Here is a 26,442-nt window from a genome sequence, read left to right on the forward strand (position 1 = left end):
TTTGGAGTTTGAAAGAATGCGAGTGAAATTTTCCTATCTTCTGGCCGCGAGCGTGACCGTCGGCATCGGTCTTTGGATGGCCAACGGCACCACCGTGATCGGCGGCGTCGGCGATGGCGAGAATGCGGTGCCGGCACCGGCGGAGCGGACCGCGCAGGCCTCGGACAGCACCTTCCGGGTCAAGGTCGAGCGTCTGGTCGCCCAGGACCGTCAGGCCATTCTTGAAATTCGTGGACGGACCGAGGCCGAAGCAAAGGTCGCCGTTCGCTCTGAAACCAGCGATGATGTTGTCGAGCGTCCGGCTCGCGAAGGCGCGCGGGTTTCGGCCGGGGATGTTCTGTGTGTCCTCGACAAGGGCACGCGGGAAGCCAACGTTCTGGAAGCAAAGGCTGCGCTTGCACAGGCGGAACTGGATCATGCGGCAGCCTCACAGCTCGCCACCAAGGGCTATACCGCACAGACGCGCGCTGCCGCCACCCAGGCACAGCTTGACGCCGCGAAGGCCCGCCTGAAGGAAGCCGAGCTGGAAATCGAACACACGGTGATCCGCTCCCCGATCGACGGCGTGATCGAAAGCCCGATGGCCGATATCGGCGCGCAGCTCAACAGCGGAGGCATCTGCGCGACCGTGGTCAATTCCGACCCGATGATCGCGATCGGCCAGGTCTCCGAACTCAATGTCGGCCAGATCTCGCGGGACATGCCGGCCGAGGTCGACCTGGTCACCGGCGAAACCATGCAGGGCACGGTCCGTTACATTTCGCCCTCCGCCGATCCGGACACACGGACGTTTCGTATCGAGGTCGAATTGCCCAACCCGGACGGCAAGGCCCGTGACGGCGTGACCGCCGTCACCCGGCTGGCCCTTCCCGTTGAGAAGGCACACAAGATCTCGCCGGCTGTGCTGACCTTGAATGACGCCGGTCAGGTTGGCGTGCGCGCGGTCGGGGACGACAGCAAGAGTGTGTTTTACCCTGTGAAGGTGCTGGGCGGCGAGCAGGACGGTCTGTGGATTTCGGGCCTGCCGGAAACCGTCTCCGTCATTGTCGTCGGCCAGGAATATGTCGGCGACGGCGAAATTGTAGAACCAGTTTTTGAGACCGCAGAGGTCACCCAATGATAGACATGCTTGAAGGCGTCCTCCGGCGCCCCAAAACGGTTTTCGTGCTGATGCTGGCGCTGCTTGTCGCCGGTGTGTTCAGCTATATCAGCATTCCCAAGGAAGACAGCCCGGACATCGACGTTCCGGTGTTCTACGTGTCGATTGCCCAGCAGGGCATTTCGCCGGAGGACGCCGAACGCCTGCTGATCCGTCCCATGGAAACCGAGTTGCGCGGCCTTGACGGCCTGAAGGAAATCACAGCAATCGCGTCGGAAGGCCATGCCGGCATCGTTCTTGAGTTCGATATTTCCTTCGACAAAGACGAAGCCATGGCGGATGTGCGCGACAAGGTCGATTCCGCCAAGGGCAAGCTTCCGGCGGACGCTGAAGAGCCGACGATCTCCGAAACCAACTTCGCCCTGGTGCCAACGATCACGATTGCCCTGTCGGGCAATGTGCCCGAGCGGACCTTGTACCAGCATGCACGCCGCCTGAAGGACCAGGTCGAGGCAATCGACACCGTGCGTTCGGCGGACCTGAAAGGTCACCGCGAAGAGGTTCTGGAAGTCCTGATCGACTCCCAGAAGCTGGAGTCCTACGCGATCACCCAGCAGGAACTGCTGACCTCGCTGTCGAACAACAACCAGCTCGTGCCCGCAGGCTTCATCGACGGCGGTCAGGGCCGGTTCAACGTCAAGGTGCCCGGCCTGATCGAGACCGCGCTCGACGTCTATTCCCTGCCGATCAAGCAGTCCGGCGAAGGTGTCGTTACGCTGAGCGATGTCGCCGAGATCCGGCGGACCTTCAAGGACGCCAGTTCCTATACGCGCGTGAACGGCAATCCGGCCATCGCGCTGGACGTGACCAAGCGGATCGGCACCAACATCATCGAAAACAACCTGGCGATCCGGGCCGTTGTCGATGAAGCCACCAAGGATTGGCCGGAGACGATCAAGGTCGACTACATGATCGACATGTCGTCGAACATCTTCGAGGTTCTCGGCTCACTGCAATCCTCGATCATGACCGCCATCTTCCTGGTGATGATCCTGGTCCTGGCGGCGCTCGGCCTGCGCTCCGCGCTGCTGGTCGGTCTCGCAATTCCGACCTCCTTCATGGTCGGCTTCCTGATCCTGTCGGGTCTTGGCTACACCGTGAACATCATGGTGATGTTCGGCCTCGTGCTGACCGTCGGCATGCTCGTCGACGGTGCCATCGTTATGGTCGAATATGCCGACCGCAAGGTCCATGACGGCATGGAGGAACGGGAGGCCTATATCCGGGCCGCGCGGCTGATGTTCTGGCCGATTGTCTCGTCCACGGCGACGACCCTGGTGGCCTTCCTGCCGATGCTGTTGTGGCCCGGCGTTGCCGGCGAGTTCATGAGCTACCTGCCGATCATGGTGATCATCGTCCTGACGGCGGCACTCTTGACCGCGATGGTGTTCCTGCCGGTCACCGGCTACATCTTCGCGACCATCACGCACTTCATGGAGCGCAATGCTGCAGGTGTGCTGGCTGTCGTCTTCGGCTTGGTGTTTGCGGGATCCGCGGCGGAATTCGTCCTGATGGCCTTCGGCTTGTCTCTCGAGCCCGAGGCGATGGTTGCCACAGTTTCGATTCTCGCTCTCGTTTGCGTGGCGACGTTCTTCGTCGTTTCGATCGCATCCTACGCCGTGCTGCGTCCGTTCGTGCGCTGGCGCCGGGAACGGGCCGCGCTCGAAGCCGAGGCGGAAGAAGGCCAGCCTGAAAAGACCTACCGCCCGGTGACCTTCGTCTCGCTGGCGTTCGAGATGGTCGCCGTCGGGTTTGCGCTCGCTTTCGGATACTTCCTGGCGACGAACAAGCCAGGTGTCATCACGGGTCCTGTTGAGTCGATCCTGACCTTCCTGGCCGGGCTTTCGCAGCCGCTTGAAGTCCTGTCTCATTCGATCGCGCTGGAGACTGCCTTCTATTTGGTCGTCTGCGGGCTCACCCTGGCGGCCATCTGGGCGGCCTACCGGATGATGTCGCCTGCGGTGCACCTGCTGGAAGGACTGTTTGACGGCGCACGCCTCAGACTGGGATTCGGCAGCCGGACCTCGTCCGCTGACAACGGCAAGCCTTCAGACCTTCAGTTCGACACCGGCACCGTGAAGGGTTTCACGGGTCTTTATGTACGACATCTCAAACTGCTGGCCGGCAACCCCATCGGCAATATCCTGACGCTGGTATTTGTTCTGGGCAGCTGCTTTGCGATCTTCGCGGCGTTTTCGTCGAATCCGACCGGGGTCGAGTTCTTCGTCGACGAGGAACCGGATCAGGCGGTTGTCCTGGTGTCCGCGCGCGGCAACATGTCCGCGGCGGAGTCTCTGGAGATCGTTAAGCAGGTGGAAGCCGAAGTGCTTCAGACCGCAGGCATCCAGAATGTCATCACCTCCGCCTTCCCGCCGGGTGGCGGCAGCGGCCCGAACTTCATCGGCGGCGTGCAGGACAAGCCGGATGACGTGGTCGGTGAAATGACCCTGGAACTGGCTAAATACTGCTGCCGCCGGAAGGCCAACGAGATCTTTGCCGAGATCCTCGACCGGACCGCCGACATTCCTGGCATCAAGGTCGAAACCCGCAAGATCGAGGGCGGGCCTCCGACCGGCAAGGACATCCAGCTGGAAGTCAAGTCGACGGACTACGACACCATGGTGGCGCAGGTCGCGCGAATCCGCTCACATCTTGACCAGATGGAGCATCTTCAGAACCAGGAGGACGGCCGTCCCCTTCCCGGCATCGAATGGCAGATCACCATCGACCGCGAACAGGCGGGCCGCTACCAGGCCGGTATCGGTTCGGTCGGCAACATGGTCCAGCTGGTCACCAACGGTGTACTGATCGGCAAGTACCGCCCGACCGATTCCGAGGACGAAGTCGACATCCGTGTCCGGCTTCCGGCCGACGAGCGCACGCTCGACCGGTTCGACCAGCTGCGTCTTCAGACGGCGCTCGGCCTGGTGCCTATTGCCAATTTCATCGACCGGGCGCCGGAGCAGAAAGTGTCTTCGATCGTGCGCCGCGACGGGCTCTATTCGATGATGCTGAAGGCCGGTGTCGACAAGGAAGCATTGGACGCTGACGGCAATCCGGTGACGGTGGACGCCAAGGTCAAGGAGCTGAGCGCCTGGCTGGACACGCAGACCTTCCCGGACAACGTGTTCCTGCAGTTCCGCGGCGCGGATGAGGACCAGAAGGAATCGGGCGAGTTCCTGATGAAGGCGATGATCGCGTCGCTGTTTCTTATGTTCCTGATCCTGCTGACCCAGTTCAACTCGTTCTATCAGACCTTCCTGACCCTCTCGACGGTGATCATGTCGGTCATGGGTGTGCTTCTGGGCATGCTGCTGACGGGACAGAAATTCTCGATCATCATGACCGGCACGGGCGTCGTGGCGCTTGCGGGTATCGTCGTGAACAACGCCATCGTTCTGATCGATACCTACAACAGGTTCCGGGAAGACGGGTTCGAGCCGCTGGACGCGATACTGAAGACCTCCGGACAGCGGCTTCGTCCGATCCTGCTGACCACGATCACGACGATCGTCGGCCTGATCCCGATGGCAACCGCCGTCAACCTGGACTTCTTCAGCCAGACGATCGCGGTCGGCGGCATCACAGCCATCTGGTGGATCCAGCTGTCCACGGCGGTGATCGCAGGCCTGGCCTTCTCGACGATCCTGACCCTGATCATGATCCCGGTCATGATCGCGCTGCCCAGCACCTGGGTGAAGTCGGTCATGGCGATCTGGGTCTGGAACAAGAACCGGCACCAGCCGGCCGTGAACACGGCGCCGGAAACCGGAACCGTGGAGCCGGACGCCGACCAGGACGTCGAGTGGACGGATCCGCAACAGGAACAGGAGCGCCCGGCGGCCAAGGTGGTAGCGATGCCCAAGCCGTCCGTTCCGAAAGTCCCCCCGCAGGAGGAACTTCCGCACGCCGCGGAATGAGTTTCAGCTCCTCCAACAAGAGGCCGCCGTTTTCGGCGGCCTTTTTGTTTGTTCGCTGGATAGATGACCATACACCGGATTTAATTTGGCCCGGCACACGGCACCGAGTCATCCCGGCCTTGAGCCGGGACCCAATCCACGTCTCAACGGACTTGATCTGCGGTAAAGGGTCAAACCTCTCCGAGACGCGCAGCCTCTTTCGCCAGCTCTGGAAACGAGTGGGTCCCCGATCGCGCTTCGCTTGTCGGGGATGACACGACGTGTATGACGCGCCTCATCGCCACTCCCAACAGGATCACGTCATCCGCCTGCCTTGCCTCGCCGGGTGAACATTTGTTTTGCATCCCCCTTGCCACGCTGCGCCAAAGCTCATATAGTTGCATTCTACAACTAAATGAGTTTCACCATGACAACACCCTCCCCCACCCTTGTCCATGAAATCCGCGCCGCGTCCCGCCAGATGGTCCGGGAATTCGGTTTTCTGGACAAGACGATCGCCGGCACGGACCTCTCCGGTTCAGGCGTCCACGCCATCATGGAAATCGGCCTCCATCCGGGCATCACCGCCAAGGACCTGTCGGCAAAACTCAAGCTGGAGAAGTCGACCATCAGCCGCCTGCTCAAGTCGCTGGAGGCCCGGAACGAGATCCTGCAAACCCGCCTGGAGGCGGACGGTCGCAGCTTCGGTCTGAGCCTGACCGAGACCGGCCGGGAAACGTTCGCCAAGATCGACAAGTTCGGCAACGATCAGGCCCTGGGGGCGCTTTCCAGGATCGGCGGTGCGCGCGCCGAGACAATTGCAAGCTCGATGACCGCCTACGCGGAAGCCCTTTCAACACCCACGGACGACATCAGGGTGCCTGCACCGGACTTCACGATAGTCGAGGGCTACCAGACCGGCATGATCGGCGACATCGCCGCCATGCACGGGCGCACCCATGGGCATATTGTCGGCATGGGGCCGACCTTTGAAAGTGTCGTCGCCAAGGCGATGGCCGAGTTCATGCCAAGGGTCGGCAACCCGGTCAACAACAGCTGGAGCGTTGTCGAAAGTGATGAAGTGATCGGGTCTATCACGATCGACGGAGAGGACCTCGGCGGCAAGATTGCCCATTTGCGCTGGTTTATTCTCTCGGAACGGCTGCGCGGCAAGGGCCTTGGCAAGGTGCTTCTGGCCAAGGCCCTGGAGCATTGCGACCGGCACGGCTTCGACGAGATCCACTTATGGACCCTGAAGGGCCTGGAAGCCGCCCGCGCGCTTTACGAGAAAAACGGTTTTGTGCTGGCCGACGAATATGTCGGCGACCAGTGGGGCAAAGCGGTCACGGAACAGATGTTCATCCGCAAACGGCCAGCATGATCCGGGGTCGGAGTTTCGCTCCCGCGTGGCTCCTTCCCATATTGTCATGCCGGCCGAAGCGCAGCGGAGAGCCGGGACCCACGAGTCCCGGGCACCGGCCGCATGCAAACAGCCTGCTGTGTAGGCTCCTGGGTCCCCGCTTTTGCGGAGATGGCAACGGGTTATCGGGGCTTGTTACCCCTTCGTGACCGAATTGCCGCCGTCGCACAGCATGGCGGAGCCGGTGACGAAGGAGCCCGCATCAGACAGCAGAAATTCGGCGGCCCGGGCGATCTCGTCCGGCTCCGCCATGCGCTTCAGGGCATGGATCCCCGCCACATATTCGTGAAAGGCCGGATCGTCGCCCGCCATTTCGGTCTTGGTTCCCCCAGGAAGCAGCGCATTGACGCGGATGTTTTCCGGTCCGTGTTCCACGGCCAGAACCTGGGTCAACCCGATCAGGCCGGCCTTTGCGGCCGCATAGGCCGCCATTCCCGGAAATCCGATCGTGTGGCCGACAAAGGACGAGGTGAACACGATGGAGCCGCCGCCGCGGGCGCGCATCGCGGGAATCTGGTATTTCGCCGCCAGAAAGGCACTGTCGAGATTGGTGGCGATCACATGGTGCCAGGTGTCCAGGCTCATCTCGGGAACCTGCCCCATATCGCCCAGTGTGCCGGCATTGTTGAAAGCACCGTCCAGACCGCCAAAGGCATCGAGCGTCGCCTTGACCGAGGCTTCCGAAAAACTCTTGTCAGTGACATCGCCGACAAAGAGCGCGACCCGGTTCGAAGCGTTGGGCAGCGACGCCCGGACCTCTTCCAGCCGGTCCTCGCGGCGGGCAGCGAGCATCAGATTGGCGCCTGCCTCGGCGAGCAAACGCGCGGCAGCGGCGCCGATGCCACTGCTGGCACCGGTGATCAGTATGGTTTTTCCATGCAACATAGTCCGTCTCCTCAATTTGTTGAGGAGATCTAATTGAACCAGAAAACCGCCTTCAGAAACCCGATTTGCGAGACCCCGTCCGGCCCTTGCTAACCACCGTGGTCCTTGTCACGGTCGGCCAGATCGTCGAGATCGGTGTCGCATTCATCGCCGTCATCGTCGATTGCCATGCCGGCGTCCGCCAGCACCAGTTTGCGGTGTGCCCGCCAGGAGAACGGGATCGTCAGGAGATAGAGAACGGCGCCGCCCGCAAGCATGCGGAACGGATAGCTGACGGTCAGAGCGACAATCAGAACGGCAAAGACAAACAGTGGCAGCACAAGGTCGCGGCGGACCCTTGTGCCCAGGGTCTTGCCGGAAAAGGTCGGCAACCGGCTGATCAGCAAGTACGCAATGGCAATGGTATAGGCGGCGACAAACGCCTCATCCGCGAACCAGTGCGGAAACAGGCCGAGAAAATCCAGATAGAGCGGCAGGAGCACTGTCAGGGCGCCCGCCGGTGCAGGCACGCCTGTGAAGAAGCGGGACGCCCAGGCCGGCTTGTTCGGATCGTCCAGGGCGACATTGAAGCGCGCCAGACGCAGAGCCGCCGAAATGGAAAAGATCAGAGCCGCGATCCAGCCGAGATTACCGGCGTCCTTGAGGATCCAGAGATAGAGCATCAGGGCGGGCGTGACGCCGAAATTGACAAAATCCGAGAGCGAATCCAGTTCCGCGCCGAAACGGGACGTGCCCTTCATCATGCGGGCGACCCGGCCGTCCAGTCCATCCAGGACGGCGGCGACCAGCACCGCGCCGACCGCGAACTCCCAGCGTCCCTCGAAGGCCATGCGTACGGCGGTCAGGCCGGAACACAGCGCCAGCAGGGTTACCATGTTCGGGATGATCAGGCGCAGCGGCACCCGCCGGAACCGCGGCGGCTGGTTTTTCTTTTCGAGGTTCGGGTCGGGCGACTGGGTCACGGCTGTCTCAGCTCACGCGGGTCAGGGTCTGTGCCGGGCCTTGCGGCTGCGACAGGTCGGCCAGCACGGTTTCACCGGCAATCATGGTCTGGCCGAGCGCTACCTTCGGCTGCGTGCCGGCCGGGAAATAGACGTCGAGCCGCGACCCGAACCGGATCAGGCCGAACCGCTCACCGGCGGAAAGGCTCTCCCCTTCCCGGACGAAACAGACGATCCGGCGCGCGACTAGACCGGCAATCTGAACGACGCCGATCTGCGAGTCCCCCGCCTCGATCACCAGACCGTTGCGTTCGTTCTGCTCGCTGGCCTTGTCGAGTTCGGCATTCAGGAATTCCCCGGCCCGATAGGCAACCCGGAGGATCTTGCCGCCGATTGGCGCCCGGTTCACATGGCAGTTGAAAACGTTCATGAAAATCGACACCCGCATCAAGGGTTCGGTGCCGAGCTCCAGTTCCGCGGGCGGACGCGCGAGGCCGACCAGGCTGACGACCCCGTCGGCCGGAGACACGACAAGACCGTCACCGACAGGGGTGACCCTTTGCGGATCGCGGAAGAAATAACACACCCAGCCGGTGAGCAGGAGACCGATCCAGAACAGTGGGCTGATGAAATACCCGATCACCAGGGTCGCCACCAGGGCGATAGCAATGAACGGCCAGCCTTCCCGGTGGATCGGGACCATGGCCTTGGTGACGGAATCAACTATCGACATACTTCTATCCGGTTCCAGAACAGGTGGCTCCGGCACAGCGGCCGGGCGTTGGCTCTTCCTACTAGGCGACGCCGCCGCCCGAACTGCACCTGTTGCGCTTGTTGTTGTGTTCGCTTCTAGAGGCTTTTTCCCGCCAAGAGAACCGGTTTTCGCGGAAAATCACGCGGGTCAACGCGGCCTTTCCCCCAACTTTGCCGCCTCCGGCGCCCTGTAGTCCGTATCCCAATAGGGTGGACGGCCATATTTGGAGATCAGGAAATCGACAAAGGCGGTCACCTTGGGCGGCACGAACTGGCTTGGCGGATAGACCGCCCAGATCCCACCGGTCCTGGCAATCTTGTAGTCCTCCATCACCGCCACGAGCCGGCCATCGCGCAGATCCTCCCAGACATGGGCCAGCGATTTGAGGCTGAGGCCAAGGCCGTAGATCGCAGCATCATAGGTCAGGTCGCCACTGTCGCCCTTGATGACCGGGTTCTGGACCTCATAGGCAACCTCGCCTTCCGGACCGGTAAAATACCAGACCGGAACGGATGCCATGGCGATACAATCGTGATTGGCCAGATCTTCAGGTGTCTTCGGTATGCCTTTGCGCGCAATGTAATCCGGCGACGCGCACAAGGCGCGCGGATTGCCCCCCAGCCGCCGTGACAGCAAAGTGGAATCGGCGAGCGGCGCGCCACGGATCGCCATGTCATAGCCGTCCTCGATGACATTCACGATCGTATCGGAGACTTCAATCTCGATCTGGATATCCGGATAGAGCGATCTGAATTCGACAAGATGCGGCAGCACATGCTTGCGGCCAAAGAAGGTATTGCAGGAAATCCGCAGGGAGCCGCGCGGTGCCTCGGTGGACGCTTCCAGAATCGATCTGGCCTGACCGATCTCGTCGATCGCCGCCCGGGCGTGCTGCAGCAGGACCCGGCCGGCTTCCGTCAAGGCGGTGCGCCGGGTGGTGCGCGCGAACAGCTGCGCGCCGAAGGTCTTTTCCAGACTGCTCAGGCGCGTGCTCGCCGCCGACGGCGACAGGCCGATTTCCCGGCCCGCACCTGACATGCTGCCAAGCTCGGCGATGCGCACGAAGAACTGGAGATCTTCCAATCTCATTATTCAACTCTTTCGAAAAATGATTTCGATTTTACCCAGATTATTCGAACAAGCGCAACATGCCATATTCCTGTCAGCAAATGAAAAGGAGACCGCCATGTTGCATACCCACGACAAATATGAACAGCGCGCAAGAGCCCTCCGTCACCAGGAACTGCGCGCGCTCGCCCGGGCCCTGTCTGGGCTGGTTCAGAGCCCCTTCAAAGGGCGCGGGCCTGCCGGGAAAGACCCATTTGCCGGCCTGGCCCCGGTCAATGACCGGGACGAAGCGCACCATCGGGCGGCATAAGTCCTCTTCCGACAACCGCCGGCCGTAGCCAAACGGCCGGCCTGGTGCCGGAACTTCCAGCGCCACGCAAACCGGTTTAGTCCGTCAATCTGCAAAGTCGCCTCTTGCCCTATGGCCTGGGGCCTGCCAAATACGCTCCGTTCTCAGGGCGGGGTGAAACTCCCCACCGGCGGTAAGCGGCCACGGCTGCAAGCCCGCGAGCGCCTTCCAACTGAAGGGTCAGCAGATCAGGTGCAATTCCTGAGCCGACGGTGACAGTCCGGATGAAAGAGAAACTGTGTTCGGGCCACGCTGTGGCACGAGACGCATGTGATCGCCTTGGGTGACGTGTCGCGAACAGGGAGATCACAGATGACACACACCCGCTATGCCTTCATCAAAGCCGGTTGGCATTCCGAAATCGTCGACCAGGCCCTTGCCGGCTTTCAAGAGGTTATCCCCGCCGACCAGATCGATGTTTTCGACGTTCCGGGCGCCTTCGAAATGCCCTTGGCCGCCAAGGATCTCGCGAAGACCGGCAAATACGCCGCCATTGCAGCGGCGGCGCTTGTGGTCGACGGCGGTATCTACCGGCATGACTTCGTGGCGAGTGCCGTCGTCAACGGGCTGATGCAGGCCGGCCTCGAGACCGGCGTGCCGGTCCTGTCCGTCTCGCTGACGCCGCACCATTTCCAGGAAACCGAACACCACATGGGCATTTACCGCGAGCATTTCGTGGTCAAGGGACGCGAAGCCGCCGAAGCCGCCCTGAAGATCGGCAAGTTCAAGGAACAGATTGGCGCCTGAGATAGGATTTGGGAGCGCTGGCCCAATCCCCGTGTCATCTCCTCGAAAGCGGAGCCCCAGGAAACCTTCATCGTTGGGAATACCCGAACCCTTGCCCGGGAGTCCTGGGTCCCCGATCTTCGCTGCGCTGCGTCGGGGATGACATTTGCGAGTTGCGTGCTCGCGCGAAAAAGCCCGCCCGCTTCGGGCCGGCTTTCTTTTTCAATCTTGATTGGAGCCCCTACTTCGCCGGTACGTAGTCGGCCGTCTGGCCACGTTTGATAATGCCCAGATCGTCGTTTTCGCGGGCGGCGCGCAGCCGTTCCTCGGCCTCGTCCGCCTCGCGCTGGCGGGCCCACATGGAAGCATAGAGGCCACCCTTGTCGAGCAGTTCCAGATGGGTGCCGCGCTCGGCGATCTCGCCGGCTTCCAGAACGATGATCTGGTCCGCGTTGACCACAGTCGACAGGCGGTGGGCGATGACAAGCGTGGTGCGGTTCTGCGAGACCTCGTCCAGCGCTGACTGGATTTCGCGCTCGGTATGTGTATCGAGCGCGGACGTCGCCTCATCCAGGATCAGGATCGGCGGCGCTTTCAGGATGGTGCGGGCGATCGCGACACGCTGCTTTTCGCCGCCGGAGAGTTTCAGACCGCGCTCGCCGACCTCCGCCTGATAGCCCTGTGGCAGCTTTTCGATGAAGTCGTGGATCTGCGCCATGCGCGCGGCTTCCCGAACCTCTTCTTCGCTGGCGTCCGGGCGGCCATAGCGGATGTTGTAAGCGATGGTGTCGTTGAAGAGCACCGTGTCCTGCGGCACCATGCCGATGGCGTGGCGTACGCTTTCCTGGGTGACGTCGCGCACGTCCTGGCCGTCAATTTCAACGGCGCCGTCGGTGACGTCGTAAAAGCGGAACAAAAGCCGCGAGATGGTGGACTTGCCCGCCCCGGACGGGCCGACAATGGCGACCGTCTTGCCAGCCGGGACCTCGAAGTCGATGCCCTTCAGGATCGGCCGGTCGGGGTCGTAATGAAAGCGCACATCCTTGAAGGCGATCTTGCCTTCCACGGCCTGCAGATCGCCGGCGCCCGGCTTGTCCTTGATTTCGGCCGGAACCAGCAGCAGGTCGAACATGGATTCGATATCCGCCAGGCCTTGCCGGATCTCGCGATAGAGAAAGCCGATGAAATTGAGCGGAATCGAGATCTGCATCAACAGAGCGTTGATCAGCACGAAATCGCCGATATTCTGTTCACCCGCCAACACCGCCCGGGCGGACAGCGCCATGCAGACGGCCATGCCGATGCCGAGGATCACCGACTGGCCAAGGTTGAGCCAGGCGAGCGATGTCCAGGTCTTGGTTGCGGCTGTCTCGTATTTGGCCATGGAAACGTCGAAGCGTTCGGCTTCCATTTTCTCATTGCCGAAATACTTGACCGTCTCGAAATTGAGCAGGCTGTCGATGGCCTTGGAATTGGCGTCGGTGTCGCTCTCGTTCATTTCCCGGCGAATGCCGATGCGCCAGTTGGAGCATTTGATGGTGAACCAGACATAGGCAACGATCATCACCGCGACGACAACGACGTAGAAAAAGCCGAACTGATACCAGATCACCGCCGCCATGATGGCGAATTCCAGAACCGTCGGAAACCCGTTCAGGATGGTGAAGCGGACAATCGATTCAATGCCCTTGACACCGCGCTCGATCACCCGGCTGAGCCCGCCGGTGCGCCGCGCCAGATGGAAGCGCAGGGACAGCTGATGCAAATGGCGGAATGTGAGGTTGGCCAGCTGGCGCACCGCATGCTGGCCGACCCGGGCAAAGAGGGCGTCGCGCAGCTGGTTGAAGGCGACGGCCATTACGCGGGCCGCATTGTATGCCAGAACCAGCATGATCGGCGCGACCAGAAAGGCCGGCAGGTCCGCGCCCTCGCCTGTCAGCGCGTCCGTGGCCCAGGCGAAGAAATAGGGCGACAGCACAGTGACGAATTTCGCGATCACCAGGACGAAGATGGCAAGCAGCACCCGATTCTTCAGATCCGGCCGGTTCGACGGCCAGATATAGGGCCACAGATTGGCAAGCGTCGTCAGCGTGCTGCCTTCGTCGGCGCTGACGGCTTTGCGAATTTGGGGATTATCGGATTGGCTGCCCGCGGCCGGCGTCTTTTGCGGCGAGGTGGCTGTCTGATCTGTCACACATCATCTCCAGGCCGCGAAGCGCGGCCGTTTGAGGCTTATTTCTTGTCGTCTGCCGCTGCCGCGCCGGCGGTGCATTCCGCCAGTTGAGACTTCAGGACATCCCAGAAGTCCCCAGCCCATTGTTCTGCCTGGACCAGCTTGTCCTGGTTCAAAAGGTAGTGGCAGTTGCGGCCACGGGTATCGCAGATCAGCAGGCCTGCATCCTTCAGCACTTGCAGATGCTGGGATACCGTCGACTGCGCGAGCGGCAAATGATTGACGATTTCCCCGCAGCAGGCTTCCTTGCGGGCTGCCAATTGTTTGACAATCGCCAAGCGTGCGGGATGACCGAGCGCCCGGAAAACCGCGGCCAGCTCCTCACAGGACGACAGACAGCATCCGCTTGTTTCGCTGGTCTGTTTTTCAGACACGTCCGTCCCGCTCATCCGGCGGTTTCTCCATTCACGACAAGTTGTTTCATCGTTGATATGCGATGAATCATCCAAAAAACAAGGGTGCCATGAAAAAGGGCAGAAAGCCTTTTCAGCTTTCTGCCCTCTTTGCCTGATTTCTAATCGCCGACCTAGCCGTTGCTCCCGTCGACAGGCTTCCAGTTCAGGTCGCCTTCCGGTGTCAGGAAAACCTGCCCCGGATAGATCAGATCCGGATTGCGGATCTGCTCCTGGTTGGCCTGATAGATGGTCGTGTAACGCACTCCATGACCGTAAAGACGACGCGAAATGCGCCAGAGATTGTCGCCCTTGCGGATGATCACCACCGGCAGAGCCTTCTTGACTTCAGCGCCCTGGCCGTCCGTCCCGCCACTGGCACCGCTGGCGATCACCTTGGTGAGCACGATCTGTTTGTCCTGCTCCTTCTCGAAGGTGACGGCAGCGCGGGCATCGACGGTATTGCCGTCTTTCGCGATCAGGTCCGCACGCACCTCCACATTTCCTTCCGAGATGTTCTTGGAGCCCTGAACCAGCCACTTGCCACTGGAATTGACCTGCGCCTCACCCTGGAAATCATCGCCGACATAGACCCGGACGGACGAGCCCGGTTCTCCGGTTCCGGCGACATAGACCTTGTCCTTCTCCGATTCCACGGCTTCAACGGTAACGGTCGGCTCAGCGGGCGCGGGCTGGGCGGCCTGCGCCGGTGCGGCTTCGGCGGTCACAGCCGGTGCTGCTTCAGTTGCCTGAGTCTCGCTCTCCGCTGCCGGTGCCGCAGCAACATCCTGTGCAGCCAGCGCGCTCGGTTCCGGCTGGGCATCGCTCGCCGCTGCCGTTTCGACAGCAGCCGTTCCGGCCTCATCCGCCACCGGCTGGGTGACTTCCTGCGTTGCAGCGGCCTCGGTGCCGCCGGCCTGCCCGTCAGGTTTGGCACCTTGAGCGACCGACCGGGTCGTGCTCGCGGCTTCAACGGCTGCGACTTGGGTCGATTCCGTGGTCGCGCCGGATGCGGGTGCGTCGGCAGCAGCGGCCGCCGCAGCTGTTTCCGCACTGGTTTCGGTGGCCGCCGGTGCCTCGGCACTGGCGGCAGTGCTTGCCTGTTCGGATGAGGCGGCAGACTGCGCGGTAGCCGCGCCTTCATTCGACGGGGCGGCGGCGACCTGGGTCTCTTCTGTGCCTGTGGTCGGCGCCGGTTCCTGGGCGGCAGTCTGTTTTGACCCGGTCGCTTCGGACGGGGTCTCATCAGGCTTGGCAGCCGTTGTAGCCGTTTCGTCGGCGCCGGCCTTTTTCTCAGGTGTGCCGGCGGCAGCAGTTTGTTGTGCCTGCGGTGCCGGTTCGGCCGCGGCGACCTGCTGTTCCGTCGCGGGCTTCTGCAGAATGTCGGATGGCCCTTCCGGCGTGTTCAGCACCACCAGCGGCTGCTCCTTGCCGCCTTCGGGCAGCGACACGACCACATGCTCTTCCGACTTGGCGAGGGGCGCACCGGCTTCATCATGCACTTCGAGACCGACATCGTAGTCGCCTGGCTTCAACGGCTCGTCGAGAATGATGGTCCACTCGCCGGCCTCGTTGGCAATGCTCTTGCCGACGACCTTGCCGTTCGCGGTCAGAGCGACGATCGCGCCCGCGTCCGAGCGGCCGGCCACCACGGTTTCACCCGTCGGCTCAACACCGACCACGTCAAAGCTCGGCCCTTTTGCGGCGGGGGCAGTGGCAGCGTCGCCCGAGCCGGCATTGGCTTCGGTCGTTTGGTCCTGGGACCCAGCCGGTGTTTCAGTGCTGGCAGCCGTCTGTGTGCCGTCTGTTGCCACTTCCGGTGCCGTGACGGTTTCCGCTGGTTTCTGGAACGGCAGTTTTCCGGTATCGCGATAGATATAGGCTGTCACGAGGGCGGCAATTCCGACCGGTACAGCCACGATCAAGGTCCAAGCGAGTGTTTTTTTGTTCATTGTTTTTCCTGTGAGGAAGCGGCCGGTGGTCCGGCGTGTTTTCCTGACTGTTCCCCTGTGCCCACCGGTCCGTTCAGCCCCCTGCCCGGCAGCCGGTAGACGCTGTTCTTAGGTGCCCGCGGTCCAAGGTCATTGCTCTTGCCACCGGCACGCATTCCAAGCGTGCCTCATGCATAGCGCCGTTTTTGGGGCGCGGCAAGAAAACCTGGCCTTAAGCCTTTCAAACAGAATGCTTGACCTTGCAGGGAAGTGAATGCCACATCTTTGCGTCATGAATACGGTCTCTCAAAAACAGCTCACAAGCGTCTGCGTCTATTGCGGTTCGAGTTTCGGATCCGATGCTTCCCACGAAGCCGAGGCTTACCGCCTCGGCCAGCTCATTGCCGAGGCGGGTCTGCGCCTTGTCTATGGCGGCGGCTCCGTCGGCCTGATGGGCACGGTTGCCAATGCCGCGCTGGAAGCGGGCGGACAGGTGACGGGAATCATTCCGCGTTTCCTGGAAAAACGCGAAGTCATGTTGCAATCGCTCGAGGATCTGGTGATCACGGCCGACATGCATGAGCGCAAACATCTGATGTTTCAGCGCTCGGACGCCTTTATTGCCTTGCCCGGCGGTATCGGCACGTTGGAAGAAGCCGTCGAGATGATGACCTGGGCTCAACTGGGCCAGCACCGCAAACCGGTCGTGCTGGCCAATATCAACGGTTTCTGGTCGCCGCTTCTGGAGTTGCTCGACCATATGCGCGCGCAAGGTTACATCCGGCCGGACACGGAAGTGCCCTATCTTGTCGCCAGAAAAACAGATGACATCCTGCCCATGCTGCGGCAGGCAATCTGCGGCGAGGCAGCACCTTCCCAAGGGGAAGCCGCATCGATGGACAACCTATAACCATCTGCCGGGAAACACTTCTTCGAAACTGTCACTTAGTTTGTGAATATTTGACCTTAATCAAATTGAAGTTGTCAGGATTGGATAGTACGGTCACGGTAAATCTGACAAGAACAGGCATGCTCCATGCAAACTACCCTTCTGGTTGAGGATGCAGCTTTTTTCGAAAAAGCGATCGTCAAAAAATTGCATGAAGTCGGCCGTCACCAGATCATGGTTGCCCGCAGTTACGAGGAAGCGGAAAACTGCCTGAACCTGCCGATCGGCGAGCCGGATCTCGCGCTTGTCGATCTCACACTGCCGGACGCACCGGACGGTGAAATCGTCGATCTGTGTGAAAAGTTCAATATTCCGACCATCGTCTTCACCAGCCGTTTCGACCCTAATACCCGCGGCAAGATGCTGAAAAAGGGGGTGATTGACTATGTGCTCAAGGATTCGCCCGGCAGCCTCAATTATGTGGCGGAGCTGATCCGCAAACTCGCGCAGAACCCGAAAATCGGTGTCCTTGTCCTGGACGATTCCAACGTTGAACGCGACGCGATTTCCAGGATTGTCTCCAAGCATCTCTACAAGGTCTATCAGGCTGCCTCGACGGACGAGGCCCTGCAAACCCTGAAGGATCACAAGGACATCAAGCTTGTGCTGGCGGATTATTTCATGCCGGACAAGGACGGCTTCGCGTTTCTGAAGGCCGTTCGGCGGGTGCATGATCCGGAAAAAGTCGGCGTTATCGGCATGTCCTCCTTCGCCAATTCCGACAATCGGGTTCGGTTCTTGAAATACGGCGCCGGTGACTTTGTCGACAAGAACTGCTCACCGGAAGAATTGCTCCTGCGCGTGTCCCAGAACCTCGATTACATATACCGGATCGAAGAGCTGAATGTCATGGCGATGCAGGATGCCCTGACCGGCCTCTACAATCGCCGCTTCCTGCTGGACGAGGCCTCCAAGTCGATCAAGAAATGGCAGGCGTCCGACGGCCACAAGCATTGGCTTGCACTCATGGATCTCGATTCCTTCAAAGGCATCAACGACACGCTCGGGCATGATTTCGGCGACGCGGTTTTGACCAGCTTCGCCCAGCATCTGAAAAAGCTCGCCAGGGGCAACGATGTGGTTGCGCGCCTGGGAGGCGACGAATTCTGTGTCGTTTTCTGCGACAGGAGCGAAGAGGATGTCATCGAGGGTCTCCAGAACCTTCTGGATTCGATCCAGGCCTCGCCGGTCCGCCATGATGGCGAAGAACATCTGATGAAGACCAGCATAGGTCTTGCGGAGCTGGACCCCGACCACTTTGGTGACGCCCTGAAACTCGCCGATCACCGCCTGTATGCTGCCAAGCGCACGGGCCGCGGCCAGTTGGTCGCGACCGGCTGACGGTTTGAGATCAGGCCTGGCGCCGGTACCTGCGCCAGCTGTCATAGGTGAAAATCACCAGCGCGCCCCAAATCATCAGGAACGTCATCAGCTTGGTCTGGTCTAGCGGCTCTCCCCAGACATAGACCGCCATCAGGAAATGCAGTGAGGGCGCGATATACTGCATCAGGCCGATCATGAAGAGCGGCAGCCGGCGCGCCGCCGAAGAAAAGCAGATCAGCGGCAGCGCCGTGACGATGCCGGTGCCCGCGAGCGCGAGCAGTACCGGCGGATCGTTGAGAACGAGCGCGTCGTCCCCCAGGCTCAGGCTGTAGAGCACGTAGACGACGGCCAGAGGAAACAACAGCAGTGTTTCCACGAACAGGCCCGGCGTCGCCTTGACCGGTGTGACCTTGCGCACATAGCCGTAGCCGGCGAAGGAAACCGCCAGCACGAGCGACACCCAGGGCAATCCCCCGGCGAGCACGGCCTGCAAGACCACCGCCAGGGCGGCGATCACGACCGCGCTCGCCTGCCCGATTGTCAAGCGCTCGTGCAGCACCACCAGGCCAACCACGATGCTGACCAGCGGGTTGATGAAATAGCCGAGCGAAACGTCGAGGACCTGGTTGTTGGCGATCGCCCAGACGAAGACCAGCCAGTTGACCGCGATGAAACTCGCCGACGCTGACAGGCCCATCAACACCTTCGGCTGGCGGAAGACCTCGCGCACTTCCGGCCAGCGGCCGCGCAGATAGAGGAACAGGCCGACAAACAGGACCGACCACAGCACCCGGTGCGAAACGACAATATCGGCAGAAACCGTGTCAGTCAGCTTGTAATAGGCAGGGAAAAAACCCCACATGCCATAGGCAGCCAGGCCGAACATCAGCCCCTGGCGAAACTCGGCGTTCGCCTCGGCCTGCGGCAACGTCTGCGACATTGAATTGCCTTTCTGGCGCTTTACTAGCCGGCAAAGCCGGTCAGGCCATCCCGGCCTTCAGAAGCGCGAATGTAATGGAATCGACCAGAGCCTGGAAAGAGGCGTCGACGATGTTGGAAGAGACCCCGATCGTGAACCAGCGGCGATGGCTTTTGGTGTCGTGGCTTTCGATCAGCACGCGCGTGACGGCGCCGGTGCCACCGTTGAGGATTCGGACCTTGTAGTCAATCAGCTCCAGCCCCTCGATCGCGGACTGGTATTTGCCGAGATCTTTTCTGAGCGCCATGTCGAGCGCGTTCACCGGACCGTTGCCCTCGGCCACCGACATACGGGTCTCGCCCTCGATATCGACCTTGACCACGGCCTCGGAGACCGTGACCAGGTCGCCAATGGCATTGTGGCGCCGCTCGACCATCACCCGGAAGGAATTGACGTCGAAGAAACGCGGCACTTCGCCGAGCTCCCGGCGCGCCATCAGTTCAAAGGACGCGTCGGCGGCCTCATAGGCATAGCCTTCCGCTTCCCGCTCCTTGACCTTGGCCAGAAGACTGTCCAGGCGCGGATCGGACTTGTCGACGGCGATGCCGACACGGGCGAGTTCGCCGATCAGATTGCTCTTGCCGGCCTGGTCAGACACGAGCACACGGCGCTGGTTGCCGACGCTTTCCGGCGTGACATGTTCGTAGGTCTGCGGATCCTTCAGGATCGCGGAGGCGTGGATCCCGGCCTTGGTGGCAAAGGCGGTCTCGCCGACATAGGGCGCCTGGCGGTCCGGCGAACGGTTCAGGATCTCGTCGAAGGCGTGGGAGATCGCTGTGATGTCCCTGAGCTGGCCCTCCGAGACGCCGAGTTCGAAGCGGTCGGCAAAGGCGGCCTTCAGTTTCAGTGTGGGGATCAGCGTGATCAGGTTGGCGTTGCCACAGCGCTCGCCAAGACCATTCAGCGTGCCTTGGATCTGGCGCACGCCCGCGTCGACGGCCGCCAGCGAATTGGCAACCGCATGGCCGGTGTCGTCGTGGGTGTGAATGCCAAGATGCGTGCCGGGCACGACCTCCTGCACCTTGGTGACGATGTCATAGATCTCGTCGGGCAGCGTGCCGCCATTGGTGTCGCACAGGACAATCCAGCGGGCGCCTGCATGATAGGCGGTGCGGGCGCAATCGAGTGCGTAGTCCGGATTGGCCTTGTAACCGTCGAAGAAATGCTCGCAGTCGATCATCGCCTCCTTGCCGGCATTGACCGCGGCGATCACCGTCTCGTAGATCGAATCGAGATTTTCCTCGTTGCTGCAACCAAGCGCCACCCGGACGTGATAGTCCCAGGCCTTGGCGACAAAACAGCAGGCATCGGCGCTCGACGACAGCACCTGCTGAAGGCCGGGATCATTGGCGGCGGAGCGCCCTGCCCGCTTGGTCATGCCGAAGGCCGTGAAAATCGCTGTCCTGGTGCGTTTTTCCGCGAAGAAGTCCGTGTCGGTCGGATTGGCGCCGGGATAGCCGCCTTCGACATAATCGACACCGAGACGCTCCAGCAGCTCGGCGATGACGATCTTTTCGTTGACGGAAAAGTCGACGCCGCTGGTCTGCGCGCCGTCGCGCAGCGTCGTGTCGAAGAGATAGAGGCGTTCCTTGGTCATGGCGTTTCCTGGGTCGCGCTGAAGGCGCTATTCTGATGGGGCCGAATTGCCGGGCGTGACCGGCGGCCAGGTGTCGGTGTCGTGGTCCGGATGCTGGTAGGAGACAATCGACGCCAGAAACTCCAGCGCCTGAAAATCGTCTTCCGTCGTACGTGCCGGGATCGCGGCCATGTGGTCGGTATAGGGCAGCTTGCCTTCAACGCCGTATTGAATCACGGGAGCGATCTTCGAAGCATCATCGAAGGCGCCGATTGCCAGGGCAACGCCATCCGGCGCCTCATAGGTCAGCGGTGTGCCGCAGGCGCTGCAAAAGCCGCGCTTGACCGTGTTGGAGCTCTGGAAATAGCTCGGCGCACCGCGGGTCCAGGTCAGGTCCCTGTCTTCCGCCACGCTGACCAGCGGCGCATAGAAGCCGCCGAAGGCCTTCTGGCACATGCGGCAATGACAGATCGACGCCTTGCCGAGCCTGCCGTCCACCCGAAACCGCACGGCACCGCATTGGCAGCCACCTGTATGCACGCCTTTTTCTTCCACCATCAGAACTGCTCCTTGCCGCAAGTCTCGAGGATTTTCCGGCAAACGCCATCGAGATTGCTCAGTACGTCCGCATTCCAGAAACGCAGGACGGTCCAGCTGTTGGAGTGCAGGACTTGGTCACGCTTTTCATCGCGCAGACGTCCGCGTTCTTCACCATGTTGCGAGCCATCCAGTTCGACAATCAATCGATGCGCAGGAGCGGCGAAATCGACGATATAGCCTTCGATCGGCATCTGACGGCGGAAGGAAATGCCCTCCAGCCTGTGAGCTCTGATCGCCCGCCAAAGAAGCTTTTCGGCGTCCGTCATGCCCGAGCGCAAAGTTTTGGCATTCGCCCGAAGTCGTTTTGAGATTTCACGGTGGGGCATTTGGCGAACTCGGTTGAAACACTCGAGCTCTGCACGCTTAACGAAGGCTGTATACCCCCCTCTGTCCGCAGATGCGGACATCTCCCCCGCAAGGGAGGAGACGGGAGCAAGTGGCAAAGCTTTCTTCTTCGTTCGAACTTCCGAAGATGCGACCGCTTCCCAACCAACAGCAGTTTCAAAAGCACGGCGGTGCCGCATACGCCCCTCTCCCTCCCTGCGGGGGAGATGTCCCTGCAAGGGACAGAGGGGGGTATCCAGCCTATCCGCGCGGCATTGCCTCACCGCTTGACCTCCCAGGTGGTCACGCGTTCGCCGGTTTCTGAGTCTTTTGAATCCTTTAGGAGGATTCCCTGAGATGTCAGGTCATTGCGGATTTCGTCGGCTTCGGACCAGTTCTTGGCATTCAGCGCCTCCAGGCGGCGGCCGATGGCGGCCTGAATGGCGGCTTCGTCGATGCCGGAGAGATCCGCCTTGACCGGGCCGACCGCGAGAAGCGCCGCCGAGGCGGAATAGACTTCCAGCCTGGCCGGATCCTTGGCCGCGTCCACGGCGAGCGCATGCAGCGCCTGGATGGCGGCGGACGTGTTCAGGTCGTCCAGCAGAGGTTCCAGAACCTCCGGTGCCGGCTGCGCCTGCGTTTCGACCGGGTCCGGCCAACGGGCCAGCAGGTTTTCCGCCTCTTCCAGCTTGCGTTGCGAGAAGTCGATCGGCTCGCGATAATTCGTCATCAGCATGGCCAGCCGCAGCACTTCGCCCGGCCATTTGCGGCCGCCGAAACTCTCCGTTTCCAGGAGCTCCTGGATGGTGAAGAAATTGCCCTCGGATTTGGACATCTTGCGGCCTTCGACCTGCAGGAAGCCGTTGTGCATCCAGTAATTGGCCATCACGCTGGTGCCATGGGCGCAGCGCGACTGGGCGATCTCGTTTTCATGGTGCGGGAAGATCAGATCCAGGCCGCCGCCGTGAATGTCGAACACCTTGCCGAGGTGATGCTCGCTCATCACCGAGCATTCGATATGCCAGCCCGGGCGGCCACGGCCCCAGGGGCTGTCCCAGCCCGGTTCCTCGGCGGAGGACAGTTTCCAGAGCACGAAGTCGCCCGGGTTTTTCTTGTGTTCCTCGACCGCGATACGGGCGCCGGCCAGCTGTTCGTCGAGCTTGCGCTTCGACAGGCCGCCATACTCGGGCATCGAAGCCGTATCGAACAGCACCTCGCCGCCCGCCTGATAGGCATGGCCCTTGTCGATCAGCGCCGCGATCATCTCGACCATGCCCTCGATATGCTGGGTCGCTCGCGGCTCGAAACTCGGCTCCAGCACGCCAAGCGCCCGGATATCCTTGTGATACTGATCCGCGGTTTTCTTGGTCACCAGCGCGATGGCGTCATTGAGCGGCATGTCGGGATGGTCCCTCAGCGCCCTTGCGTTGATCTTGTCGTCCACGTCGGTGATGTTGCGCACATAGGTGACATGCTCGGCGCCGTAAAGATGGCGCAGCAGGCGGAACAGCACGTCGAAGACGATCGCCGGCCGGGCATTGCCGATATGGGCATAGTCGTAGACGGTCGGTCCGCAGACATAGAGACGCACATTGCCGTCATCGATCGCGCGAAAGTCCTCCTTCGCACGGGTCAATGTGTTGGTGAGCTTCAAGCCCTTGAAAGAGCCGGATTTCTCAGTCTCAGCGGCGCTCATGTCAAACGGTCTCCTGGCCGGCTGGCCGGGCGATCCGTCTCAGAGGAATTTTTGCCAAGAGGGAACGGCCACAGCCAGCGGTGTCGCTAGCTGCAAATAATGGTGATCGAAATGATGTTCCGTGTGGCCGTCATCATGGCGGCTTTATGGACCGGAAATCGGAAGCCGGTCAAGGCTGCAATTGGCAGGAAACGCCAAATCCGGTCGCCTGTGGCGTTGGCGCCTCACGGGAAAGCCTCTAAACTTCGGGAATTGGGAATCAGAGGGGGAATTTCCGATGAGAAGGGTTTGGTCCAACCGGAATACCTTTGTGAGCTTCGCGGTAGCGCTCCTGGTCCTTGCACCGGCGCCGCTTCAGGCCGAGCAATCGCCCGGACAAGTCGACACCACGCAAGCCGAAACGCAGGTTGTCCCACCGCCTCAATTCCTCGAGCCGGAAACGCCGATTGCCAAGGCCGTCTCGGCGGCTATGTCGCCGGATCTCCCGGACGGACTTGTGCTCTTTTACGGCAAACGGGCCTTTGCACCGATCTGGTTTACCGAGAACGGCCTCACTGAAAACGCCCATTTGGCAATCGCAGCAATGGCCGCTGCCAACGAACATGCGCTCAATCCCAACAATTACGATCCGCTCGGCTTCATCAAGCGCTCGGAGACGTCAACCAGCGAACAGGACTGGGCGCAGTTCGACATTGACCTTTCGGTCCAGTTCCTGCGCTACGCGACCCACCTCTCCTCCGGCCGCGTCCAACCCAATGCGGTCAACAAGGCGCTGAACCTGTTCCCGCATCGCCCGGAACCGGCGATGCTGTTCGAAAACGCCGAAAAGTCCGAGGACTTCAGCGCCTTCCTGGACAGTCTTGCGCCCCAGTCAGACAATTACGCCCGGCTCAAGCGGCGCCTGGCACAATTCCGTGAGAAGGCCGCGGCGGGCGGTTTCACAACGGTTCCCGATGGCGAGGTGCTCAAGCCGGGCATGACCGACCCGCGTCTTGCCGTCCTGAAACAGCGGCTGATCGAAGAGGATATCCCGGGAGCCGCCGACCACACCGGCGAGGTCTATGACGGCGCCCTGGTGGAGGCGGTCAAGACGTTCCAGGAATATCACGGCCTGGCAACGGACGGTGTCATCGGCAAGAACACGCTCGCCCGGCTCAACATTCCGCTGCAGGACAAGCTGATCCAGATGGAGCTCAACATGGAGCGCCGGCGCTGGATGCGGGATGATCTCGGTGATTTCTACGTCTTTTCAAACCTCGCCGACCAGAACCTGAAGGTCGTGCGCAACGGCAAGACCATCCACACGGCAAAGGTCGTGGTCGGCAAGCCCTATCACGCCACCCCGGTCTTCTCCGACACGCTGGAATATGTCGAGATCAATCCTTTCTGGAACGTGCCCTATTCCATCGCCACCAAGGAATACCTGCCCAAGCTGAAGCAGAATGCGGGAGCACTCAGCGGCAAGCAGATCCGGGTGTTTCAGGGCGACAGCGAGATCGCGCCGACCCAGATTGCCTGGAACAGCTATTCGGGCGGCAACTTCCCGTTCCGGCTGCGACAGGACCCGGGCGACGGCAACGCGCTCGGCCGGATCAAGTTCATGTTCCCCAACCCGTTCAACATCTATATCCACGACACGCCGTCCAAATCCCTGTTCAGCCAGGCAGAGCGCGCCTTCAGCCATGGCTGCATCCGTGTCTCCAATCCGTTCAAGCTGGCGGACGTGCTTCTGGCCGACAGCAATGTCGCGCCCGGACACTGGCAGGCCATCCGTGACAGCGGCGAACGGACCGTCGTCAAACCCAGGGTTCCGATCGAGGTTCACCTGACTTATCTGACCGCCTGGATGAACAAAGACGGCTCCACACATTTCAGAAAAGACATCTACGGCCGCGACAAGGTGCTTCTGGAAGCCCTCAGAACGGCCATGACAGAGAACCTCTAATTCAGTCAAGAAAATGAAAACAAAAGAAAAAATGGCCTGTTTAGATATCTGAACGGTACCTGAACGCGGCACTCAGCATGGGTTCAAGCGCCCACCCCTATTCTCCAGTCAATCGATAACGGATTGCCATCTGGAGAGCCCCATGTTGAACCGCATCTTTGTTCTGATCTTCCTCGCCCTTGTCCTGGGCGGCCCGTTCGCCGCCATCATCGCGATCACCGACGGCACGCAGGCTTTCGGCCAGGAAGCCCAGCAGAAAGGCATGTGCCTGACCACCGGCACGGGCTGCGGCGACGGAAACATCATTGTCACGGTTGCCGGTCGCATATAAAAGGCGCGCGCAAGCAGCGTGTTTCATGCTAGCTTGCAGATGAACCGGAAGTTTGGCAAGGTTGCCTCATGGACTACAAAGCGCTTGAAGACAAAGCAGAATCTGCCGCGGAATTTCTGAAGATGATGGCATCCGCGCCGCGGCTGTTGCTGATGTGTCTCGTGCTCGACGAAGAACGCTGTGTGAGCGAACTGGCGGAAAAAACCGGCATGCGCATGCCGACCGTGTCCCAGCAGCTGGCTCTCCTGCGGGCTCAGGGCCTGGTGACGACACGCCGCGAAGGCACCACCATCTATTACCGCCTGGCGAGCGAGCCGGTCAAAGACGTGATGGCCATGCTCTACAAGCATTTCTGCGCCGGGACCGATCTACCGGTGGCCAGGCACCTGGAATCGCTGGACGCGGACTGAGGTCAGTCTGCGCCGGCTCTTCCCCCTCTTACGTCAATCCTTCACAAAATCACCACAGCGCGGCGGTTGCTGGTCGCCCCAGGGCATCAGTGGCACGGTCGAGGTCGAGTTCTTCGGGCTGCCTTCGATCAGCTTGTCGGAATAGACCAGATAGACCAGCACGTTGCGCTTGGCGTCGCAGCCGCGCACGATACGCATCTTCTTGAACATGAACGAGCGGCGCTGACGGAACATTTCCTCGCCCTGCTCGAAATTTTCCTTGATCGTCACCGGGCCAACCTGTCGGCAGGCCAGGGACACATCGGAGACTTCTTCCGCGACACCTAGCCAGCCGGAGACGCCACCTTTTTCCGGCACGGTGAAATGACACGCGACACCGTCGACGAGCGGGTCGTCGATCGCATAGGTGGCGAGCTTGTGGTCCGGGGTCAGGAACTTCCAGACCGTCGATTTCTTGAAGATCAGATCGGGCTCGTCCGCCGCAAGAGCGACCCCTGCTCCCTGCAGCAGCAATGAGAAACCAAGAAGGGCGGCGGTCAGAAATCGCATGAA

Annotated in this window: 22 protein-coding genes, 1 pseudogene and 1 riboswitch; of the genes and pseudogenes, 10 read left to right on the top strand and 13 right to left on the bottom strand. The window is 61.1% G+C overall.

Annotation, left to right across the window (positions count from 1 at the left end; translation table 11 throughout):
• Positions 1 to 16 precede the first annotated feature (16 nt).
• From M0H32_RS18870 to M0H32_RS18880, 3 genes are all read left to right on the top strand, one after another.
• Entirely contained in the window at positions 17 to 1,120 is a 1,104-nt protein-coding gene (locus tag M0H32_RS18870; RefSeq protein WP_248156707.1) for an efflux RND transporter periplasmic adaptor subunit, read from the top strand.
• Positions 1,117 to 5,079 (top strand): efflux RND transporter permease subunit, encoded by a 3,963-nt coding sequence (locus M0H32_RS18875; protein ID WP_248156708.1) that lies wholly within the window; start codon positions 1,117 to 1,119, stop codon positions 5,077 to 5,079. Before M0H32_RS18870 ends, M0H32_RS18875 begins: the two co-directional genes overlap by 4 nt.
• A 406-nt stretch (positions 5,080 to 5,485) precedes the next feature.
• Positions 5,486 to 6,439: a helix-turn-helix domain-containing GNAT family N-acetyltransferase gene (locus M0H32_RS18880; protein WP_248156709.1), complete on the top strand. Its 954-nt coding sequence runs from the start codon at positions 5,486 to 5,488 to the stop codon at positions 6,437 to 6,439.
• Positions 6,440 to 6,613: 174 nt separating this feature from the next.
• On the opposite strand, the gene M0H32_RS18885 is transcribed toward M0H32_RS18880, so the two are convergent.
• The 4 genes from M0H32_RS18885 to M0H32_RS18900 all read right to left on the bottom strand — a co-directional run bounded on the left by M0H32_RS18885 (position 6,614) and on the right by M0H32_RS18900 (position 10,147).
• A complete protein-coding gene (locus M0H32_RS18885; protein ID WP_248156710.1) occupies positions 6,614 to 7,363 on the bottom strand; it encodes an SDR family oxidoreductase in 750 nt (249 codons plus the stop codon).
• An 89-nt stretch (positions 7,364 to 7,452) separates the two neighbouring features.
• Complete coding sequence (locus M0H32_RS18890; RefSeq protein WP_345779348.1) at positions 7,453 to 8,265, bottom strand: CDP-alcohol phosphatidyltransferase family protein; 813 nt, start codon at positions 8,263 to 8,265, stop codon at positions 7,453 to 7,455.
• 67 nt (positions 8,266 to 8,332) lie between these two features.
• Positions 8,333 to 9,037, bottom strand: a complete 705-nt coding sequence (locus M0H32_RS18895) for a phosphatidylserine decarboxylase (RefSeq protein WP_248156712.1) — start codon at positions 9,035 to 9,037, stop codon at positions 8,333 to 8,335.
• Between the two features lie 168 nt (positions 9,038 to 9,205).
• Positions 9,206 to 10,147: a LysR family transcriptional regulator gene (locus M0H32_RS18900; protein WP_248156713.1), complete on the bottom strand. Its 942-nt coding sequence runs from the start codon at positions 10,145 to 10,147 to the stop codon at positions 9,206 to 9,208.
• A gap of 97 nt (positions 10,148 to 10,244) precedes the next feature.
• Here M0H32_RS18900 and M0H32_RS18905 point away from each other — a divergent pair, with 97 nt between their 5' ends.
• Entirely contained in the window at positions 10,245 to 10,436 is a 192-nt protein-coding gene (locus M0H32_RS18905) for a hypothetical protein (RefSeq protein WP_248156715.1), read from the top strand.
• 135 nt (positions 10,437 to 10,571) lie between these two features.
• Positions 10,572 to 10,716: riboswitch (FMN riboswitch) on the top strand.
• 71 nt (positions 10,717 to 10,787) lie between these two features.
• The gene (locus M0H32_RS18910) at positions 10,788 to 11,222 is read left to right on the top strand and encodes a 6,7-dimethyl-8-ribityllumazine synthase (protein ID WP_248156716.1); all 435 of its coding nucleotides are present in this window, start codon (positions 10,788 to 10,790) and stop codon (positions 11,220 to 11,222) included.
• A 220-nt stretch (positions 11,223 to 11,442) separates the two neighbouring features.
• Here M0H32_RS18910 and M0H32_RS18915 read toward each other — a convergent pair whose 3' ends face one another.
• From M0H32_RS18915 to M0H32_RS18925, 3 genes are all read right to left on the bottom strand, one after another.
• Complete coding sequence (locus M0H32_RS18915; RefSeq protein WP_425607336.1) at positions 11,443 to 13,395, bottom strand: ABCB family ABC transporter ATP-binding protein/permease; 1,953 nt, start codon at positions 13,393 to 13,395, stop codon at positions 11,443 to 11,445.
• Positions 13,396 to 13,433: 38 nt separating this feature from the next.
• Positions 13,434 to 13,883, bottom strand: a complete 450-nt coding sequence (locus tag M0H32_RS18920; RefSeq protein ID WP_345779346.1) for an ArsR/SmtB family transcription factor — start codon at positions 13,881 to 13,883, stop codon at positions 13,434 to 13,436.
• A gap of 77 nt (positions 13,884 to 13,960) precedes the next feature.
• Complete coding sequence (locus M0H32_RS18925) at positions 13,961 to 15,778, bottom strand: LysM peptidoglycan-binding domain-containing protein (RefSeq protein ID WP_248156718.1); 1,818 nt, start codon at positions 15,776 to 15,778, stop codon at positions 13,961 to 13,963.
• Positions 15,779 to 16,031: 253 nt separating this feature from the next.
• On the opposite strand from M0H32_RS18925, the gene M0H32_RS18930 reads away from it, so the two are divergent.
• Both M0H32_RS18930 and M0H32_RS18935 read left to right on the top strand, forming a co-directional pair.
• Entirely contained in the window at positions 16,032 to 16,667 is a 636-nt protein-coding gene (locus tag M0H32_RS18930) for an LOG family protein (protein WP_248156719.1), read from the top strand.
• A gap of 126 nt (positions 16,668 to 16,793) precedes the next feature.
• Complete coding sequence (locus M0H32_RS18935) at positions 16,794 to 18,047, top strand: GGDEF domain-containing response regulator (protein WP_248156720.1); 1,254 nt, start codon at positions 16,794 to 16,796, stop codon at positions 18,045 to 18,047.
• A 130-nt stretch (positions 18,048 to 18,177) separates the two neighbouring features.
• On the opposite strand, the pseudogene rarD reads toward M0H32_RS18935, so the two are convergent.
• From rarD to cysS, 5 genes and pseudogenes are all read right to left on the bottom strand, one after another.
• A pseudogene (gene rarD / locus M0H32_RS18940) lies at positions 18,178 to 18,969 on the bottom strand (EamA family transporter RarD); the annotation flags it as partial.
• A gap of 40 nt (positions 18,970 to 19,009) precedes the next feature.
• Positions 19,010 to 20,605 (bottom strand): citramalate synthase, encoded by a 1,596-nt coding sequence (cimA, locus tag M0H32_RS18945; protein ID WP_248156722.1) that lies wholly within the window; start codon positions 20,603 to 20,605, stop codon positions 19,010 to 19,012.
• Between the two features lie 27 nt (positions 20,606 to 20,632).
• On the bottom strand, positions 20,633 to 21,142 hold the full coding sequence (locus M0H32_RS18950; protein WP_248156724.1) for a GFA family protein: 510 nt from the start codon (positions 21,140 to 21,142) through the stop codon (positions 20,633 to 20,635).
• Positions 21,142 to 21,708, bottom strand: coding sequence for an endonuclease domain-containing protein (locus tag M0H32_RS18955; protein ID WP_345779347.1), 567 nt, complete (start codon positions 21,706 to 21,708; stop codon positions 21,142 to 21,144). The genes M0H32_RS18950 and M0H32_RS18955 overlap by 1 nt, the downstream gene beginning before the upstream one ends.
• Before the next feature lie 80 nt (positions 21,709 to 21,788).
• A complete protein-coding gene (cysS, locus tag M0H32_RS18960; RefSeq protein ID WP_248156726.1) occupies positions 21,789 to 23,204 on the bottom strand; it encodes a cysteine--tRNA ligase in 1,416 nt (471 codons plus the stop codon).
• 310 nt (positions 23,205 to 23,514) lie between these two features.
• On the opposite strand from cysS, the gene M0H32_RS18965 reads away from it, so the two are divergent.
• The 3 genes from M0H32_RS18965 (at position 23,515) to M0H32_RS18975 (ending at position 25,890) form a co-directional block, all read left to right on the top strand.
• Positions 23,515 to 25,149 carry a L,D-transpeptidase family protein gene (locus M0H32_RS18965; protein ID WP_248156728.1) on the top strand — a complete coding sequence of 545 codons (1,635 nt, stop codon included), beginning with the start codon at positions 23,515 to 23,517 and terminating at the stop codon, positions 25,147 to 25,149.
• Between the two features lie 142 nt (positions 25,150 to 25,291).
• Positions 25,292 to 25,480: a sugar transporter gene (locus M0H32_RS18970; protein ID WP_248156730.1), complete on the top strand. Its 189-nt coding sequence runs from the start codon at positions 25,292 to 25,294 to the stop codon at positions 25,478 to 25,480.
• 68 nt (positions 25,481 to 25,548) lie between these two features.
• Entirely contained in the window at positions 25,549 to 25,890 is a 342-nt protein-coding gene (locus tag M0H32_RS18975; protein ID WP_248156731.1) for an ArsR/SmtB family transcription factor, read from the top strand.
• 33 nt (positions 25,891 to 25,923) lie between these two features.
• Here the strand turns inward: M0H32_RS18975 and M0H32_RS18980 are convergent, their stop codons facing one another.
• A complete protein-coding gene (locus M0H32_RS18980) occupies positions 25,924 to 26,439 on the bottom strand; it encodes a CreA family protein (RefSeq protein WP_248156732.1) in 516 nt (171 codons plus the stop codon).
• Positions 26,440 to 26,442 lie beyond the last annotated feature (3 nt).

Origin of the sequence: Roseibium sediminicola (genome assembly GCF_023156505.1) — a bacterium.
GTDB lineage: Bacteria > Pseudomonadota > Alphaproteobacteria > Rhizobiales > Stappiaceae > Roseibium > Roseibium sediminicola.

Bases quoted from the DNA above. Each gene is read 5' to 3' on its own strand.
- M0H32_RS18870 (WP_248156707.1), top strand. From the start codon at position 17: ATGCGAGTGAAATTTTCCTATCTTCTGGCCGCGAGCGTGACCGTCGGC.
- M0H32_RS18875 (WP_248156708.1), top strand. From the start codon at position 1,117: ATGATAGACATGCTTGAAGGCGTCCTCCGGCGCCCCAAAACGGTTTTC.
- M0H32_RS18880 (WP_248156709.1), top strand. From the start codon at position 5,486: ATGACAACACCCTCCCCCACCCTTGTCCATGAAATCCGCGCCGCGTCC.
- M0H32_RS18885 (WP_248156710.1), bottom strand. From the start codon at position 7,363: ATGTTGCATGGAAAAACCATACTGATCACCGGTGCCAGCAGTGGCATC.
- M0H32_RS18895 (WP_248156712.1), bottom strand. From the start codon at position 9,037: ATGTCGATAGTTGATTCCGTCACCAAGGCCATGGTCCCGATCCACCGG.
- M0H32_RS18900 (WP_248156713.1), bottom strand. From the start codon at position 10,147: ATGAGATTGGAAGATCTCCAGTTCTTCGTGCGCATCGCCGAGCTTGGC.
- M0H32_RS18905 (WP_248156715.1), top strand. From the start codon at position 10,245: ATGTTGCATACCCACGACAAATATGAACAGCGCGCAAGAGCCCTCCGT.
- M0H32_RS18910 (WP_248156716.1), top strand. From the start codon at position 10,788: ATGACACACACCCGCTATGCCTTCATCAAAGCCGGTTGGCATTCCGAA.
- M0H32_RS18925 (WP_248156718.1), bottom strand. From the start codon at position 15,778: ATGAACAAAAAAACACTCGCTTGGACCTTGATCGTGGCTGTACCGGTC.
- M0H32_RS18930 (WP_248156719.1), top strand. From the start codon at position 16,032: ATGCCACATCTTTGCGTCATGAATACGGTCTCTCAAAAACAGCTCACA.
- M0H32_RS18935 (WP_248156720.1), top strand. From the start codon at position 16,794: ATGCAAACTACCCTTCTGGTTGAGGATGCAGCTTTTTTCGAAAAAGCG.
- cimA (WP_248156722.1), bottom strand. From the start codon at position 20,605: ATGACCAAGGAACGCCTCTATCTCTTCGACACGACGCTGCGCGACGGC.
- M0H32_RS18950 (WP_248156724.1), bottom strand. From the start codon at position 21,142: ATGGTGGAAGAAAAAGGCGTGCATACAGGTGGCTGCCAATGCGGTGCC.
- M0H32_RS18955 (WP_345779347.1), bottom strand. From the start codon at position 21,708: ATGCGGCACCGCCGTGCTTTTGAAACTGCTGTTGGTTGGGAAGCGGTC.
- cysS (WP_248156726.1), bottom strand. From the start codon at position 23,204: ATGAGCGCCGCTGAGACTGAGAAATCCGGCTCTTTCAAGGGCTTGAAG.
- M0H32_RS18970 (WP_248156730.1), top strand. From the start codon at position 25,292: ATGTTGAACCGCATCTTTGTTCTGATCTTCCTCGCCCTTGTCCTGGGC.
- M0H32_RS18975 (WP_248156731.1), top strand. From the start codon at position 25,549: ATGGACTACAAAGCGCTTGAAGACAAAGCAGAATCTGCCGCGGAATTT.
- M0H32_RS18980 (WP_248156732.1), bottom strand. From the start codon at position 26,439: ATGCGATTTCTGACCGCCGCCCTTCTTGGTTTCTCATTGCTGCTGCAG.